11 protein-coding genes are annotated in these 17,933 nt (G+C 43.4%); 5 read left to right on the forward strand and 6 right to left on the reverse strand.

The genetic code is table 11. The features are described 5' to 3' along the window. The first annotated feature begins 62 nt into the window (after positions 1-62). Positions 63-767 (forward strand): SIMPL domain-containing protein, encoded by a 705-nt coding sequence (locus GJV22_RS01505; protein ID WP_163707679.1) that lies wholly within the window; start codon positions 63-65, stop codon positions 765-767. 82 nt (positions 768-849) lie between these two features. Here the strand turns inward: GJV22_RS01505 and GJV22_RS01510 are convergent, their stop codons facing one another. Continuing rightward, on the reverse strand, positions 850-1,308 hold the full coding sequence (locus GJV22_RS01510) for a c-type cytochrome (RefSeq protein WP_163707681.1): 459 nt from the start codon (positions 1,306-1,308) through the stop codon (positions 850-852). A gap of 258 nt (positions 1,309-1,566) precedes the next feature. On the opposite strand from GJV22_RS01510, the gene GJV22_RS01515 reads away from it, so the two are divergent. Continuing rightward, positions 1,567-5,802 carry a hypothetical protein gene (locus GJV22_RS01515; RefSeq protein WP_163707684.1) on the forward strand — a complete coding sequence of 1,412 codons (4,236 nt, stop codon included), beginning with the start codon at positions 1,567-1,569 and terminating at the stop codon, positions 5,800-5,802. A gap of 43 nt (positions 5,803-5,845) precedes the next feature. On the opposite strand, the gene GJV22_RS01520 is transcribed toward GJV22_RS01515, so the two are convergent. Continuing rightward, complete coding sequence (locus tag GJV22_RS01520; RefSeq protein ID WP_163707685.1) at positions 5,846-6,784, reverse strand: glycosyltransferase family 2 protein; 939 nt, start codon at positions 6,782-6,784, stop codon at positions 5,846-5,848. A gap of 296 nt (positions 6,785-7,080) precedes the next feature. On the opposite strand from GJV22_RS01520, the gene GJV22_RS01525 reads away from it, so the two are divergent. Continuing rightward, entirely contained in the window at positions 7,081-8,649 is a 1,569-nt protein-coding gene (locus GJV22_RS01525) for an ArnT family glycosyltransferase (RefSeq protein WP_163707688.1), read from the forward strand. Here the strand turns inward: GJV22_RS01525 and GJV22_RS01530 are convergent. The 4 genes from GJV22_RS01530 to GJV22_RS01545 all read right to left on the reverse strand — a co-directional run bounded on the left by GJV22_RS01530 (position 8,633) and on the right by GJV22_RS01545 (position 12,666). Next, on the reverse strand, positions 8,633-9,340 hold the full coding sequence (locus GJV22_RS01530) for a phosphatase PAP2 family protein (protein WP_163707691.1): 708 nt from the start codon (positions 9,338-9,340) through the stop codon (positions 8,633-8,635). The genes GJV22_RS01525 and GJV22_RS01530 overlap by 17 nt on opposite strands. 318 nt (positions 9,341-9,658) lie before the next feature. Beyond that, positions 9,659-10,483: a glycosyltransferase gene (locus tag GJV22_RS01535; RefSeq protein ID WP_163707694.1), complete on the reverse strand. Its 825-nt coding sequence runs from the start codon at positions 10,481-10,483 to the stop codon at positions 9,659-9,661. Positions 10,484-10,487: 4 nt separating this feature from the next. Further along, entirely contained in the window at positions 10,488-11,306 is an 819-nt protein-coding gene (locus GJV22_RS01540; protein WP_163707697.1) for a glycosyltransferase family 2 protein, read from the reverse strand. Between the two features lie 148 nt (positions 11,307-11,454). Next, positions 11,455-12,666 carry a C1 family peptidase gene (locus GJV22_RS01545; protein ID WP_238480259.1) on the reverse strand — a complete coding sequence of 404 codons (1,212 nt, stop codon included), beginning with the start codon at positions 12,664-12,666 and terminating at the stop codon, positions 11,455-11,457. A gap of 471 nt (positions 12,667-13,137) precedes the next feature. On the opposite strand from GJV22_RS01545, the gene GJV22_RS01550 reads away from it, so the two are divergent. After that, positions 13,138-15,639 carry a glycoside hydrolase family 2 TIM barrel-domain containing protein gene (locus GJV22_RS01550; protein WP_163707700.1) on the forward strand — a complete coding sequence of 834 codons (2,502 nt, stop codon included), beginning with the start codon at positions 13,138-13,140 and terminating at the stop codon, positions 15,637-15,639. A 13-nt stretch (positions 15,640-15,652) separates the two neighbouring features. Continuing rightward, entirely contained in the window at positions 15,653-17,836 is a 2,184-nt protein-coding gene (locus GJV22_RS01555; protein WP_163707703.1) for a beta-glucosidase, read from the forward strand. Positions 17,837-17,933 lie beyond the last annotated feature (97 nt).

Genomic DNA, 17,933 nt, shown 5'->3' on the forward strand with positions numbered 1-17,933 from the left:
CAAAATTCAGGCTTTCAGTCAAGCAATTTAGAATGAAGAAATTACAATTTAAATTTTATACCATGAAAACAATTTATCTATTGCTGGCACTTTTACTGCTTAGTCCTCTCGCAAAAGCCCAAACCCCGGCAAACCCGCTCGAATCGACTCCTTATGTTGAAGTAACCGGAGAAGGTGAAATGGAAGTCATGCCTGACGAAATTTATTTACAGTTTAGTTTGACGGAACGATACGATGGGCGTAACAAATCGGACCTCACCAAGCTGGAGAGCCAACTCAAAAAGAAACTCTCTTCTGACGGTTTCGATCTGAATAACCTCTCATTGGCTGATGCCAACTCCGACTACGTGAACATCAAGCGGAAAAAGAAAGATGTGTTGGCATCGAAAGATTACCAGATGAAAATTGGGACGACAGATGACCTAAGTAAACTTTGGGATATTCTGGATGAACTAAAAGCTGAAAATGCGACCATCAGCCGGGTTGATCACAGCAAAATGGAAGAGCTGAAAAAAGAGGTCAAAATTATGGCGGTGAAAAATGCCAAGGAAAAAGCAGATTATTTGCTCGGTGCACTTGATCAGCAAACCGGCAAAATTCTGTTTCTCCAGGAGCGCGAAAGCTACATTCAGCCCTACGTCAGAAAAGCAATGGCCGTGAGCATGATGGCTGAACAAGCTGACGCAGCCTCTCCTGCAGAACAGGCGATTGGATTTCAAAAGATAAAATTGAACTACAAGGTTTTTGCGCGCTTTGCCATTCAATAAACAGCTACAAACTTTATAAAAAACAGCTTTGCTTAGCCTAAGCGGCCAGAGCAAAGCTATTTTTCATTGTATTAATCCAGCCTTAACGTGCAGACTGAACTTCCTCTGGCGTAACCGGATCCAATTCATTCCCGAAACTTGATCGCACGTAGGATATTACATCAGCAATATCCTGATCAGACAGGTGTTTATGTGGAGTCATCAAGCCGTTGTAGTTTTCTCCGTCGATTTCAATATCCCCTTTCATTCCGTTTAGTACAATCTCGATTATTTGCGCTTTATCTTCTATAAACGAGTTGGGTGTCAGAGGTGGAAAAATTGACGACACTCCTTGCCCGTTAACCTGATGGCAAACCTTGCAATTCTTATCGTAAATTTTTTCCCCGGGATGTTGCTGCACATTCTCAACAACGGCTGTTTTTCCATCATCATGCAGCACAGCGGTATCCAATGCCTCCGGCTTTGGCTTTTGTGTTCCACAAGCAGCTGCGACAGCGAGAACTGTCAGTAGTAGATAATTTTTAAGTTGTCTGTTTTTCATTTCATTTTAAATTATGAATGCGAGGTATCTCCAAAAACCATTATTGTATAAGAACTGTTCAAGCATTTGACGAATTAATTACTGAATCGACATAACACCAATTAAAACTCAAATAATAGAAACCCAAAGCGCCTAAGCACTACTTACTGAACGGCAACAACTTAACAAAATATTTTCGCTTTTTTTTCTTTGATCACGTCCTAAATGAAAATTAAAATCTATTTTTAGTAACGTTATCAGCCTTATAAACAAACAGGAATGGGCGCTAAACGAAAATCGATACGGAAAAAAAGATTCCGCAAAATTGCAGCAGCTATCCTCGTAGCTTTAGCGGCAATTCTTGTATGGTTTGCCTTGTCTGCCCCCGGCTACATTAAACGCCACATCAACGAATATATCCTGGAATCGAGCAAGGGGGAATACCAATTATACTTTTCCGAAATAAAAGCCAACCTGTATACGCAAACTATTCGGATTGATTCTGTCAGACTCATTCCCCAAAAAACAAATCAAACGCATTACTCAATTTCATCGACACAGTTGAAAGCAAGTGGGATCTCGATCTTCGATTTCCTGCTCCACAAACAACTGACCATTGAGCTGCTCCAAATTAAGGAACCGGAATTTGAGATATTTGGCACCGACGGGCAAAAACGTGACGCGATGGACAAGAAAGCGTTGTTCCAAAAGCTAAAACCGTTTTTCGATTCCAGTTTAAAGAGCATTTTAATTGGAGACATCAAACTGGAGCAAGCACATCTGGCGCATTACAAAATAAAGGACCATTCAACAGCCTTAAACTCCATCCGAGATCTTGACATTGGCATTCGAAATTTCCGCATGGACTCAAGCATTATCAGCAAGGAAGATGAGTTTTTTAACGCTGACGATATCTACCTGAAAATTGTAGACTTCAATCGCATGCTTGGTGATAGCATTCATCATCTGAAGGTCGCTGAACTCACCTATTCAATTGAAAACAGAAGCATCACCGGAAAAGATATGTACTTGTATCCAACAGATACGATGAACCAATCGGCAACCTATTACTGGATTAAAATACCGGAGATAAAACTGAAATCGAATGATCTGCGGGACATCCTGGGCAATGATTCGGTGCGCATCGATTCTGTTGTGATCAACAATAGTGACATCCGCGTCAAACCCAATAAAGACTCAAAACAGCTCAATTTTAAAGAACTGAAAAAATACGATCTATATGAATTGATTAAGAACGATTTCAATTACATCCGGGTCAATCACCTCGACATGCAAGCCAACCGGCTCTACTTTGAACCCAAAGATCCCAAAATAGACAACTCGCAGTTGCTAAAAGGAATAACAATTAAGGCGATCAATTTCGAGATTGATTCGCTTGCAACAAATCAAACCGATAAGGTACTTTACTCCGACAATTTCAAACTTAAGATTAACTCGTACTTACTGAAACTTAACGACCAGGTTCACGAATTTAGAGCCAATAACCTTGAAGTTTCAAGTTTCGATAGCCTGATGAAGGCCGAATCCATCAGTCTGACACCAACGAAGGAAAACCACAACCTGCCAGTCACTGCGACCTTAAACTGTGACAGTTTGATTATTAACCAAATAAATCTGCCTCGACTCTTCCATTTTCGCGAAATGCCCTTAAGAGGCTTGACGATCTATCAACCCGAGCTGACTCTAACCCAGCTGGCTGACAATACCGACAACCACCACGATGAGCAAAGCTTGCTATATCAATTCATCAGAGACTACATCAAAGGTGTTTATGCCAATTTGATCGCTATAGAAAACGGGCATTTAGAGTTCAACGACTATCGAAAGAAAGATGATGACGGCCATATTTCTGTAGATTTTGATTTTAAATTGACCGACTTTTCATTGGATTCAGCTAGTGCCCGTCAAACCGACAAACTCTTTTTTGCGACAAACCTGGAGCTGACCTTTAAGAACTACGAGATGAAACTGGCAGACCAGCTGCACATGCTTACCGTAAAAGAAATCAAGGTGTCGAGTTTGCAAAGTCTGGCAACAATACAACAACTCCATCTCTTTCCTGATAAATCGAGAAATCCGGAAAGAGCACTCAGAAAGCTCAACCGTTCGGAACTTTACGACATTAAGATTCCCTATTTGAGCTTGCAGAATACAGACATCCATCATGCATTCTTCCGCAAAAAACTCAACATTAACCATTTTAAAATCAATCAACCCAAAATCTACTTCGAGGTTTTTGCCCATCAGCGCAAAAACGAGAGCCAAGTGAATCTGGATGAATTTTACGATCTCCTCAACAACTATATCACCGATATCAACATTCACCAAATTTCGATTGAGGACGGCGATTTTCAGTTTATCAACCACAGCAGAAAGGGGAAAACAATCAACCTCACCAACAGCTTCAGCCTAAACATGGATCAATTCAGACTGAATGAAAACGAGCTTCATTCAAACCGGATGCTCTTCTCCGACGCCTTCGACCTGACAATTAAAGATCACCTGTTCAAACTATCAGATAACGTTCACTACCTGAAAGCCAGCGAAATTAGCTTCAACTCGAGCGACTCCATTGCAACGATTAAAAATGCCTTACTTTACCCCGAGATAAGCAGTCCGGATTACAACAAGCTGCCCTGGCACATTCAGATCAGTGTTCCCCGTATTAATTTGAATAAAATTGACCTGGAGAAAGTCGTATTTCATCAAACGCTGGATGCCGGGTCCTTTGAGATTCTATCGCCCCGGATTCAGCTTTATCAGAACCGAAAAGGAGATGAAAAATTCAATTTTAGAGATCTGAGCGTTCCGCTTCCCGAAGAAGTTAAAGAACTGACTCTGGAGAGTGTAAATCTGAAAGACGGTAAATTGTCGATTTACAAAAGCAGCAAAGAAAACAAACAGCAACTGCTTGCCTCAACCATCAATTTAGAATTGAAACATGCCACCCTAAAACGCACTGAGAATAATAACACCGCTCGTTTCTCGTCGGAGAGCATTGAAACAAACCTGCAGAATTTACAACTTACACCAAGTAAGGTACCCTACGCTATCAATATTCAAAACATTCATTTTTCGTCCGTCGATCAGCTGTTGGATCTGAAAGAGTTAAACATTAAAAACAACGGTGATAACCAGAAGCAGATACTGTCCATCTACTTGCCGCGACTACAGTTCGAAAAGCTCGATCCCACAGACGCATTCGACCACAACCGTTTTCACGCGTCACGGATTGTGTTTACCGACCCGGTTGTCAACCTCAGGCATCGGGAAAGTACGAGAAAAGCTAACCCGCTCTATGTAAAACTCACACCGGATTTGAATGCGATTATGGACGAACTTTCAGCCGGCCTAGTACAGGTGAACGACGCCAGTTTCAACATAATCGGCGAAAAGGAAAAGCGGGAGTTACACCATGTTGATATTGAATTGAATGAATTCATGCTCGACAGTACAATATCAACCCAACCTTTGGGCGCAAAAGATTTGACCATCACACGGCGAAATATTCAATACACCGACAACGAAAAGCTGTATGATCTGTTGATCGATCGTTTTATGTATACAACCACCGGGAATAATATGTCGTTGACCGGATTGCACATTATTCCGAGATACGGGCCGGACAAGTTTCAACAGTTCATCAACTATCAACAAGATTACTACTCCGGCGATATTCATCAAATTAAGTTTGAAAATATTGATTTGGACCGATGGTTTGAACGGCATGAATTTACCGGCAAAAACATCGACATCGATCAGATAAATCTATTGATATACCGGGACAAACGGCAGCCATTGAAATCAGACCAACATCCACCATTGCTCCAGGATTTGATTCGAAATATTGATTTGCCCTTTTATTTTGACTCCGTAAAACTCTCAAACTCCAACATCATCTACAACGAACAGATTGAGGAAACACCGGAGCCCGGAAGGGTCAGTTTTGAGAAACTGGAGGCTACGCTATATCCGTTTACAAACCTGAAATACCTGAGATCAACACAACCGGAGATGCACTTGAATGCATCAACCAAATTAATGGGAGCCAGTGAACTGAAAGCACGATTCACCTTCGATATGAACTCAGTAACTAACCGGTTCAGCGCGAAAGGTTCGCTCAGTCCGTTCGACCTAACTGCCATGAACCCAATTACCGAAAACGCTGCTTCAATCTCTGTTCGATCGGGACAGTTAAATCGTTTTGAGTTCGAATTTTCCGGAGATTCAGTGCTGGCCAACGGGAAACTTCGATTTGCTTACGACGATTTGAAGATTTACATTCTCGCCCATAAAAACGGGAACACCAAAGAAGCCAAATTCCTGAGCTTTCTGGCTAATAGCCTCATGTTGAAATCCAAGAATCCACGAACAAGAATCCTGCTTCCTGACGACATCCACTATTACCGCGATCCAAACAAATCGACATTGAACTACTGGTGGAAGACGGTATTTAGCGGTGCCAAGAATACCTTCGGAGTCAAGGAAGAGTAACCGAAATCATTGTTGAACCGTCAAAGTTCCAAAACCAAAATCACTATACCGCTTTGCTTACTTTGCGAATTCGGTAAGGCTTTTTGTTTTGCGATTCAAAATAAGTCCGCATCAACATTTCTGCAATAATACCGGTCGTAATAAACTGAATACCGGCAACCAACAAAATGAGCCCGAGCACCAGCAGTGGTTTCCCCCAGATATCCTGTCCGAAAATCTTTAGAATTAACAGGTAGACGTTGATGATTGCGCCAATTCCGAAGGTGACAAGACCGAGTTTACCGAAAAAGTGCATGGGCCGTTGCAGGTATTTCCGAAGGAATAACATCAGAACCAAGTCACTGAAGACGCGAGTAGTACGACTCAAGTTGTATTTTGAACGGCCAAACTCACGAGCCCGGTGGTTCACATCGACCTGTGTCAGTCGGGTTGAACCTTCAAAAGCCAGCAGCACCGGAATGAAGCGGTGAAGTTCGCCGTATATATGAATGCTTTTTATAGAATCGTTTGTGAAAACCTTGAGCGTACAGCCCAGGTCGCGCATTTGCGTTCCGGTGGATTCTCGGATAATATAGTTGGCAATTTTACTGGGTATTTTGCGAAGAAAAGCACCATCCTTACGATTTGCACGCACGCCGGCAACCATATCCCAATCGCCATCTTTCAGCATTTTCAGCATCATCGGAATATCAGCCGGATCATTTTGCAAATCACCATCAATGAGAGCAACATATTCACCTTCTGCCTGATCAATTCCGGCCTGCAGCGCTGAGCTTTGTCCGTAATTCCGTTTCAACTCAACCAAAACAAAACGCTCGTCATTTATCGCCCGGATTTCATCGCGGGTGGTGTCGGTACTTCCATCATCCACAAACAAAACTTCATAATCGAAACTTGCAAGCGCAGCCTTTACCTGTTCACTCAGCGGTTTAATATTTTGTTCTTCGTTGTAGACGCAAACAACCAGACTTAATTCTTTCATCTTAATGTGTCCTTATTTTTTTGCCAAAATGCGCTACGAATTTATAAAAAAGAAGCTAAGACAGTTGGATTTAATGTCGTAAATGAACGCTTGCTTGTTGAACTTCGAGTATTAACACGCGTAGAAATCAGATAATTTATTCATTTCAAGAAGATTCTACAAGAAGAAACGGATGACTGCATCCGATTAAATTTCAGCTACAAAACCAACAGATTTCAATTAATGAGGAAATCAGCGTGTGTGTTTCTCCTACTTTTGGCGTCGAATTGAAAAGGAATGCTGTAAATTTAGAATACATGTTCAACAGAATAAGTCAATGGAAATATTTGCCCTGGCTGATTTTCACCTTCGCCTGGCTGCTTTATCTCTACAATAGTGGAGCCGCAAGCATCTACATTCTGGATGAGGCAAAAAATGCTGAGTGTGCCCGTGAAATGCTCGAACGATCCGATTTCATTGTGCCAACTTTTAACCAAATTCTTCGGACAGATAAACCACCCTTACATTACTTTCTCATGATGATCAGCTACTCGGCATTTGGTGTGAATCCGTTTGCTGCCCGGTTTTTCTCGGCACTTTTCGGAGCTCTGACCGTATTGATCACGTACCTGTTTACCCGAAAATACGCCGGGGCGAAGACAGCTTTGCTAACCACCATGGTCTTGCTTGCCTCTGTTCACCTGAATATCCAGTTCCATTTGGCTGTTCCCGATCCATACCTTGTCTTTTTCACAACAGCTGCAATCATCTCTTTCTTCCTGTTTCTGCAGGAAAAGAAATTCATTTACGGCTTATCATTTTATGTCGCTATCAGCATGGGAACTCTTGCCAAAGGTCCGATCGCCATCGCTCTGCCGGGACTAATTTTCCTACTATATCTTCTTTTCAGCAAGCAATTAAAATGGCAAATCATTCAACAACTGAAGCCATTTTCCGGTGCGTTACTGGTTTTGCTAATCGCTCTGCCCTGGTATATAATCGTTCATTTTAAAACTGATGGATCCTGGACTGAAGGATTCTTCATGAAACACAACCTGGAGCGGTTTGCCAACGAAATGGAAGGACATGGAGGCACGTTTATGACAACAATATTGTTTGTGTTGGTTGGCCTGTTTCCTTTTTCCGTTTTTTTACCGCAGGCGATCAGGCATGCGTTTAAAAACCACAAAGATCATTTTACGCTTTTCAACCTAATTGCCGGATTAACGATTGTGGGTTTCTTCATACTTTCAAGCACCCGTCTCCCGAATTATACGGTCCCGGCACTTCCCTTTCTGGCTGTTTTAACGGCACTTTTCATGCAGGCCAAATGGGATAATTTTAAAGCCTTCCGTACCGGAATCTGGATCATTTTTGCCATCTCGTTGATTCTAATACCTGCTCTGCTGGTTGCTCTCAAAACGGATCCGGCGCTGTCAGTAGTTTCGGATGTAAGCTGGTACTTCCTACCCTTCCCAATTCTCATTTCAGTAGCAGTCTTTTTCTATTACCGCCGTCAAACAGCCAGCTCCTTAGGTCTGATTTTAATCGGTGGACTAACTGTAGCAATTATCTTCTTCGGCTTTGTATTTCCGAAAATCGATCGGGAAAATCCGGTAGCAAAAAGTTTTCACTTGATAGAAAACAAAGAGGTTCGTTACTTCCGAAAGTTTAACGCTTCCTTTTCGTTCAGCCTAAAAAAGGAAATACCAGAAATTGAAGAAAATGAAATTGCCGGTTTCTTTGAGCATTTTCCGGAAGGTGTTATCATTTCAACCCAAGACAAAGTCGATCAAATTGAATTACCACAAAGTGCCGAAATAAGTTTCGAAGCGCATGATATCTTTGAAAAGCCAACAACGGTTTTGATTACCAGAAAAAAGTAGAAAAACTGCGACGAATTTGACGGACAAGAAAGGGATTTTCAAACAGGTGACGATTATTCAGTTTCACCACTTGATCTCCCAACCAGATGGTTGTGAGGGTACAAATAATCCCCAACAATGATCCGGCTAAAACATCAATAAAAAAGTGCTGCAACAAATAGATGCGGGTTAACCCAACAACAACCGCGATGTAAACGAAAAACAGCCCCGCATACTTCTTGCCAACGAAATACGCCAGCAAACTCATCACGGCGAAAATAGTCATAGAATGTCCGGACGGGAAACTGTGCAGCAAATTGTAGTCGAATAAGCGAACCATGCGATGAAAAGCCTCCGGGTCGAAATACTTTAACGGACGTGCGATATTGGAGAAAAGCAAATTTTTGAAAATTCCGGTAAGCAATCCAACCAACGCTAAATTGAATAATAGCATCAGGGTGTACCGTAGTTTATACAAGGCGAACCCCAGGGCGACAATTACCGCGGTACTCCCCAATCCAATTCGGGTAATCCAGTCTGCAGTTCGATCCCACTCCATTCTCGAAAATCGGTTGATAAACAGCACAACATCTCCATAACTGGTCAGTGCCAGTACAAATAAACCAGCGATCAGGAAAAAGATGTAAGCGAGAAGAAACCACCGAAAACCCTTATTTTCCAGTACCTGAAACTTCATATTCATGCCTGCCATTACCTTGAATTTAGGTTACTTTGGAGAAAGTTCCACATTAGAGGGCTTTCACCAAATAAACTGTTTCAAAGCTATCGGGCTAACATTAAATTCGAGCCAACAAGGCTTTACATTTCCTTCAAGTTTCAGTCTGAAATTGTTGCAAGGTGTTAATGCTCTTAACGAAGTTGTAATAAAGAAATTTGGATCGAGGCAAATTGTTAATCCCATTTCCAGCAATAGGCAACTGTCACCCTTTTTAAAAATCCAGGGCAAGCCTCTGAAAAAACCGGATGCGGATGCCATCTTAAATGAAAACCTGATAATAAATAAAGTTTGTTATGACAGCTTGCGAAGTCCATTCTTACAGACAAAAAGGTTTTGTGCCTTTTTGACATTCATTTCCCGGATGTTTTCTGATTGATCGGTCCAATTCTCGGGATGATAAAGATGATACTGCACTGCCAAATTCCGGACTGATTTCAACTTATAACCGGCTTGCTCGAAACGCCAGCCTAAATCAATATCCTCTCCAATCGCTGGTCGAATATAATCCTCGTCAAATCCATTAATAGCGATTATTGCTTTCTTCGGAAAAGACATATTACAACCTTTCAACTGGTACATTGAGCGCATTCCGGGAATAAAACCCCAAATGGATTTCGGATCAATAAAAATTCCCTCTTCAACAAAGCCTGCACCGCGATTTTTAATTCGCTTAAAATTCTTCAAAACATAACCGTTCATCGCTTCCGGCTTCAACCTTGAATCCAATAACATCGCAGAGCTTTCAGAATCAAGTTTGATTCGCTTTCCCGCCAGGATAGATTGTTCTTCAGCCAACAGCAAATGGAATTCCACAAATCGGGGATGCAGCACACAATCTCCATCAATAAAAATCAGGTAATCAGTTTTCGACGCTTGTATAGCCTTATTCAAAGCTGCATTTTTATTCCAGCCGTCGTCTTTCTGCGTCAAATGATTTAACTCTCCCTGATAGTCGTAATCGCGAATAAAGCATCGCATCTCTTCGTGCTCCGCATCTTCCGATATAATCAGTTCAAAATTAGAATTGGTTTGAAGTTTCAACGACTCAAGAACAGCGGTCAAAGCTGTGGTATTGTTGTATACTGAAATTATAAGCGTCGCCTTCTGATATCCCATTCTCTTATAAATATTTGTCAATCCCGCTGGGGGTGAACGTAATACCATCTTTCTTCACCGCATCCCGAATAGATCGGTTATTATGCACCAGCTTTTTCGTTTTGTATGGTCTTGAATGATCTAAGTGTACACAAATTGCCTTATAACGAATCTGCTTCCCTTTGATCCCCATATTTATAAGTCGCTCTCCCAACTCCCGGTCAAGGCCACCATAAGCCATGTCTTCGTTGTAGCCATTCACCTGAATAATATCGGCTTTAAACCCACTAACATTGTGACCGTTCCAGGTCGCTTTAGTCGGAGTAATCCGATTCAACATCCCGGTAATCAAGCCATCTCCTCTTAATTTATTCAGTTTGAAGTTTCTCTCCTGCCCTTTCTCCATCAACCATTCCTTGCGAAAAATATCTTGATTGCGGATAGACTCCTCAGTGACCTTGGACGTAACTGTTTTGTTGAGTTTGAAATAGCCGCCACTTAAGAAATAGCCGGGAGTTGCATTTTGAAGGTGAACCTCGATAAAATCGTTCCGGGGAACACAATCATCATCGGTAAAAAGTAAATAATCAGATTTTGCCGTAACAATGGCCTTATTGAGAATGGCACACTTCCGGAAGCCCTGATCTTCTTGCCAAACATGCTCAATGTCAAGTTCGGTATTCGCTCTATACCATTCAACTACTTCTTTGGTATCAGCCTTAGAACCATCGTCTGCAATAACAATTTCAAAATTAGGATTCGATTGAATAGTGAAGCCCAGCAGTACTTTAGAGAGGTATTCGGGTTTATTATAGGTTGTTACAATAACCGTTAGTTTATCCATATAGCTATTTGAATTCAGTCGCAAATATAAGAACCTTAATGAGATTCATCTCTAAAGATGGTTTAAAGATCCAATTTGGGCGGTTCCCAAACACGTTCAGGATAAAGCGGCAAACAAAAAAGGCCATCCGATTGGATGACCTTGGTAATTACAAACCTAATTTGGTTCGAATATCTTTCGGGATAGCGTCTTTATGCACCATGATACTCATGGTTTTATAAGCCACATAAGGCTTTGAAGCATAAAAGCACCCATCGTATTTATTGTACTCTCCCCAGGAGTTTTTTACTTTATAATATAGCTGACCGTTTTGGTCTTTGGCGGTTCCAACCAGCAGCATGCCGTGGTCATCCGTAGTTTCGTAGTTATCAAATGCAACCTGACGCATCACTTGCGTAATTTCCTTTTCTTTACCCGGTTTCTCCAATTTATAAAGCTCGGCACTCTTTTCTTTTTCCGAGAGGCTTTCCCACTTCGCAATCTCAGCATCCGACATTTCAGTCAAATCAGCTTCGGGTACAACGGCAATTCCCTGGCGTGAAGTGCTGAAGCCTTTTTCGCTCACATCAGCTCCCCAAGCGACGCTGTAACCGGTCTCAATGGAATTATCAATTACAGCCATCAAATCGTCCAACGGAAGATTGTACACTTCTCCCCACATCCAGTTGTCCGGAATTTCAATGATAAATTTGCTGTAAAACGGATGGTGAGTATATGAAGTCAGCTCCACATAATCGTCCATATTCAAGCCCACATAGTTTTTTGCAAAACTTTGTGGCGTATAGGTTTTTCCTTCATACTTAAAGCTTTCGGGCAGCTCTCCAAGATAAGCATTCAACGTCCCCTTAACACTTTCGAGCCAGGCAGTACTCAGCTTTTTATTCTTGTTCTCTACCACTGTTTTAACCTGATCAAGCAACATATTATCGAATTCGCCATGAACATGTTTTTCTTCACCGTAATTCAGTCCGTCATAAACCGATTCAGGAACGATGCCGTATTCTTTAATCATCTCAGTCACATCGTGAAAAGCACCACCGGCAGCGAAATTGATATTTCCGTGTAAACGAACATATTTCACCGCCTTTTGAAGGTAAGTATGCCAAACGATATACATTTCCGACAAATCCGTTTCAGGCTTTCCGGCTCGCAACATTTCTGATTCTAAAAAGGCAATTGTTGAAAAAGACCAACAGGTTCCGGATCGGTTTTGATCTTTTACAGGTGTATATGGAAGTTCGTTAATCGTAGTAAATTCGTAGCCTACTTCTGTTTTTGTCGAATCTTCCTGTGCCCAGGCTACTGAATTCAAAAAAAGCCCACTCAGCAGTAAAACTGCCAGTTTCTTCATATTCATCATAGTATTCTAGTTTGAAATTCCCCCTTTTGTATGTCGAAGATAATAATATTGACTTAACGGTCACGGAATGTAAGTATCGAAAATCCTAACTTAAAATTAATCCAAATTATACCTTCAGCTCATTGAATGTTCCATTAGTAGTTCGAATGATATTTCCATTACAGTTTGATCAACTTTTTATTCATTTTTTTCTTGCGATGACAAGGAAAGGTATCCCCAATATTTCATTGCAGTTGCACGATTCGGCCGTAAAACAAGGTTGGTGAACCATCCATAATGTTTCGAAATGGGGGGCTTTTTGTAAAAAGGGACTGGTTTGAAACAGTTGCCGTTTGTAGTGAAATGAGAGTTTCCTATTTTAACAGCACAATTGCCGAGCCAGTGCAAACAGGCCCATAAACCCAGCGATTGAATTTAACTTTACATGTGCTAATTGGCACACCAAAATAGTACGATTAACCTAATTAAACAATGAAGAAAATTGCTCCGCTACTGCTGCTTTTTGCTTTCCTTTTTCATTCCTGCTCAGACGGTGACCACTCAGTTCGCGAAACCGAGAAAATTACCCGTAACTGGAAATTCATTTTAGACGACCAGCCTGATTTCAAAAATCCTGAATTTGACGATGCCAGCTGGCGAACCCTAAATGTTCCTCACGACTGGAGTATTGAAGGCGAATTCAGCGAAGCTAACCCGGCAACTCCCGGAGGAGGAGCTTTACCCGGCGGAACCGGTTGGTACCGCAAAACATTTTATATAGACAAAGCCGATGCTGACAAACAAATCTTTATCGATTTCGATGGTGTTTATAAGGACAGCGAAGTCTACCTCAACGGTCATTTATTGGGGAAACGCCCTTTTGGATACATTTCATTCCGTTACGAATTAACACCAAACCTGAAATTCGGCGAAGAAAATGTCATCGCTGTCCGGGTTGATAATCATGACCAACCCAACTCTCGCTGGTATTCCGGTTCCGGTATTTACCGCAACGTGTGGCTGGTAAAGACGTCGCCTTTGCATGTCGCCCATTGGGGTACTTATCTAACGACCCCCAAAGTGAGTAAAAAACAAGCAACTGTAAAAGTTGAAACGACAGTCGAAAACAATTACTCCGAAGCAAAAGAAGCAAAACTGCAAACACTTATAATCGATTCGGAGGGCAAAGTTGTCGCTGAAAAATCAGAGTCCTTCAGTCTTTCATCCGGGGAACAAAAAACGCTCAATCAAGAATTGGAAGTCGCAAATCCTCAACTTTGGTCAACAACAGATCCCTATTTATATACGGCAGTCACTGAAATATATGTCGATAATAAGCTGGTCGACAATTACGAGACAACGGTTGGCATTCGCTCCTTCCGCTTCGATGCGGAAAAAGGTTTCTTTTTGAATGACGAGCACCTGAAGATTTTGGGTGTGTGCAATCATCACGACCTGGGTTGTTTGGGCGCAGCCATCAACACCCGCGCATTGGAACGTCAGCTGGAAATTCTAAAGGCCATGGGCTGCAACTCCATCCGCACATCGCACAACCCACCTGCACCGGAGCTGCCGCAACTGTGCGACAAAATGGGCTTCATCGTTCAGGACGAAACCTTCGACATGTGGCGCAAACGCAAAACCACCTACGATTACTCCCAATATTTCCCGGACTGGCACGAACGCGACCTGACCGACCACATCCTACGGGATCGCAATCATGCATCGGTGATGATGTGGAGCATTGGCAACGAAGTGCTGGAACAGTGGACCGATGCCGGCTCCGACACGCTAAATGCGCAGGAAGCGAACTTGCTGCTCAACTTTCAGCGCGATCCTTCATCATTGGCCAATGACGGTGAAATGAGTGTCAATTCGTTGCTCACCAAAAAACTGGCCGACATTGTTCATGAGCTGGACCCAACGCGACCGGTCACAACCGGCAACAACGAACCAAATCCGAACAATCACCTTTTTAAATCCAACGCGCTCGACCTGATCGGCTACAACTACCACGAGAGCTGGTTCAGTAAAGTACCAACGAATTTCCCGGGCAAACCGTTTATTGTTACCGAAAGTACCTCGGCACTGATGACCCGCGGTTACTACCGCATGCCGAGCGACAGCATCTACAAATGGCCGGTACGCTGGGATATTCCCTTCAGCGATCCGTCGTTTAAATGCTCGTCGTACGACAACTGTCACGCTCCCTGGGGAAGTACCCACGAGGCTGTTTGGCGCATGGTTCGCGACAACGATTTCATCAGCGGGCTGTACGTTTGGACGGGATTTGACTATCTGGGCGAACCAACTCCGTACTGGTGGCCGGCACGCAGCTCCTATTTTGGGATCATTGATTTAGCCGGTATCCCCAAAGATATATACTACCTCTATCAAAGTGAATGGACCGATAAAGATGTGCTGCATTTATTCCCGCACTGGAACTGGGAGCCCGGCCAAACCATTGACCTGTGGGCTTACTACAACAATGCCGACGAGGTAGAACTGTTCGTCAATGGTGTTTCGCAAGGCGCGAAAACGAAGGAAAACGGAGCCATGCATGTGATGTGGCGCGTGAAGTTTGAACCGGGAACCATTAAAGCCGTGTCCCGGAAGGCAGGGAAAGTAGTACTGGAGAAAGAAATTCATACTGCCGGTGAGCCTGCTCAAATCCGCTTAATTGCCGACCGCGATCAACTGTCAGCCGATGGTTACGACCTTTCTTTTATTACGGTTGAAGTACGCGATGCTGACGGGAATTTATGCCCCAACGCAACAAACCAAATTCAGTTTAAAGTGACCGGCGACGGCTTTATTGCCGGAGTTGACAATGGTGACCAAACCAGTCACGAACCGATGAAAGGTTCAACAATCAAAGCTTTTTACGGGAAATGCGTTGCGGTAGTACAAGCCAACGAAAATCCCGGAACCTTAACCTTCACGGCATCAGCAGAAGGACTAAAAGAATCAAACATTCAAATTGAAATAAAATAACACAAATACAGCAATGAGAAAAAGCGTTTTAATCATCCTGTTGGCGTTTGCCAGTCAACTTGTTTCCGCTCAGTACCTGCAGACAAATCAGGACATGGAGAAAAAAATCGAGCAAATTATCGAGCAACTGACACTGAAAGAAAAAGTAGCCATGTGCCATGCTCAATCTAAGTTTAGCTCGCCGGGTGTCCCCCGTTTGGGTATTCCTGAAATATGGATGTCGGACGGGCCGCATGGTGTTCGCGGCGAAATCAACTGGGACAATTGGGGCTATGCCGGCTGGACCAACGACTCCATCACTGCCTTTCCGGCACTGACTGCTATGGCTGCCAGCTTCAACCCGGAACTGGCTCACGAATATGGATTCTCTGTTGGCGAGGAAGCACGCTACCGGAAGAAAGACATTCTTTTGGGACCAGGAGTCAACATCTACCGCACACCCCTAAATGGCCGCAACTTCGAGTATATGGGTGAAGATCCTTTCCTGGCTTCAACAATGGTTGTTCCCTACATTAAAGGCGTTCAGGAAAATGGTGTTTCTGCCTGTGTAAAACACTATGCGCTGAACAACCAGGAAGAATGGCGTGGACATATTGACGTGCATGTTGACGATCGCGCACTTCACGAAATTTACCTGCCAGCCTTTAAAGCAGCCGTTGAAGAAGGCGGTGTTTGGTCGCTCATGGGTGCTTACAACAAATACAACGGACAGCACACCACCACCAACAAGGTGTTGATGAACGATATTCTGAAGGGTGACTGGAACTTCGACGGCGTAGTTGTGAGTGACTGGGGAAGTGCACACGACACCGACGAATCGGCTCTGAACGGCCTGGATATTGAAATGGGCAGCTGGACAAACGGACTGACTGCTTCCAAAGATTTTGCCTACGACGATTATTACCTGGCCAATGCCTTCTACGAGAAGTTGAAAAGTGGCGAGATTGATGAATCTGTTGTTAACGACAAAGTGCGCCGCATTCTACGATTGATGTTCCGCACAACGATGAGCGAAAACCGGCCGCATGGCTGCATGAACAACCAGGAGCATCACGACGTTGCCCGCAAGATCGCAGCAGAGGGAATTGTTCTGCTGAAGAATGACAAGAACTTCTTCCCGATTGATCCGGAGAAACCGATGACCATTGCAGTGATCGGCGAAAATGCAACCAAGTCGATGACCATTGGCGGAGGTTCTTCGGAACTGAAAGCGCAATACGAAATTTCGCCGCTTGAAGGAATCCAAAAACGTTTTACCAAGGCAACTATTCTGCACAGCCTGGGATACACGTCAGGACCTTCAGCTTACGGCAAAGTGATTTCTCCCACGGAAAACCAGGACAGCCTCCGCCTGGCTGCCATTGAAACGGCCCAAAAAGCCGACATCGTTCTATTTGTGGGTGGTTTGAATAAGAATCATCACCAGGACTGTGAAGGAGGCGATCGTTTGTCGTTCGACTTACCTTTCAATCAGGACGCTTTGCTCCACGATATTGTCAGCGCAAATCCGAATGTTGGTGTGATCCTGGTCAGTGGGAATGCTGTTGCCATGCCTTGGTTGAAAGATATCAAAGGACTGCTGCAAGCCTGGTACCTGGGAAGCGATGCCGGTTATGCCCTGGCTGATGTCATCAGTGGCGATGTGAATCCTTCCGGGAAACTGCCATTCAGTTTTCCGGTTAAACTGGAAGATAACGCCGCTCACTCGTTTGGCGAATTATCCTATCCGGGCGACAGCATCAATCAATATTACAAAGAAGGAATTCTGGTGGGTTACCGCTGGTTCGATACCAAAAAAATTAAGCCGCTGTTCCCATTCGGATATGGCCTTTCGTACACCAATTTCGAATACAGCGACCTGAAAACCAACAAAACGTCCTACGGGAAAGACGAAACAATTGAAATCAGCTTCACCCTGAAAAATACCGGTAAACTTGCCGGCGCCGAAGTAGCCCAGCTGTATGTTTCAGATCCAAAATGCTCGGTGATGCGCCCAACAAAAGAACTGAAAGGCTTCGGGAAAGTAAGCCTGCAACCAGGGGAAAGCCAGGAAGTGACTTTGACAGTTCCGGTAAGCAGTTTCGCTTACTACGCCGAAGATGGAAAAGACTGGGTGGTTGAAGCCGGAGACTTCATCCTCCAGATCAACAGTTCTTCAGCCCAAAACGAATTGAAGCAAACGATTAAGGTGGAATAGCAAAAGCTGTTGACGTGTTGATGTGAAGGAAGAGCTTATCAACGTTCTTCAACAATTCAACAATTCAACCTCTCTTAACAGTTCAACGTTCTTCAAC

It is taken from the genome of Mangrovibacterium lignilyticum, from assembly GCF_010882175.1.
Taxonomy (GTDB): Bacteria; Bacteroidota; Bacteroidia; order Bacteroidales; family Prolixibacteraceae; genus Mangrovibacterium; species Mangrovibacterium lignilyticum.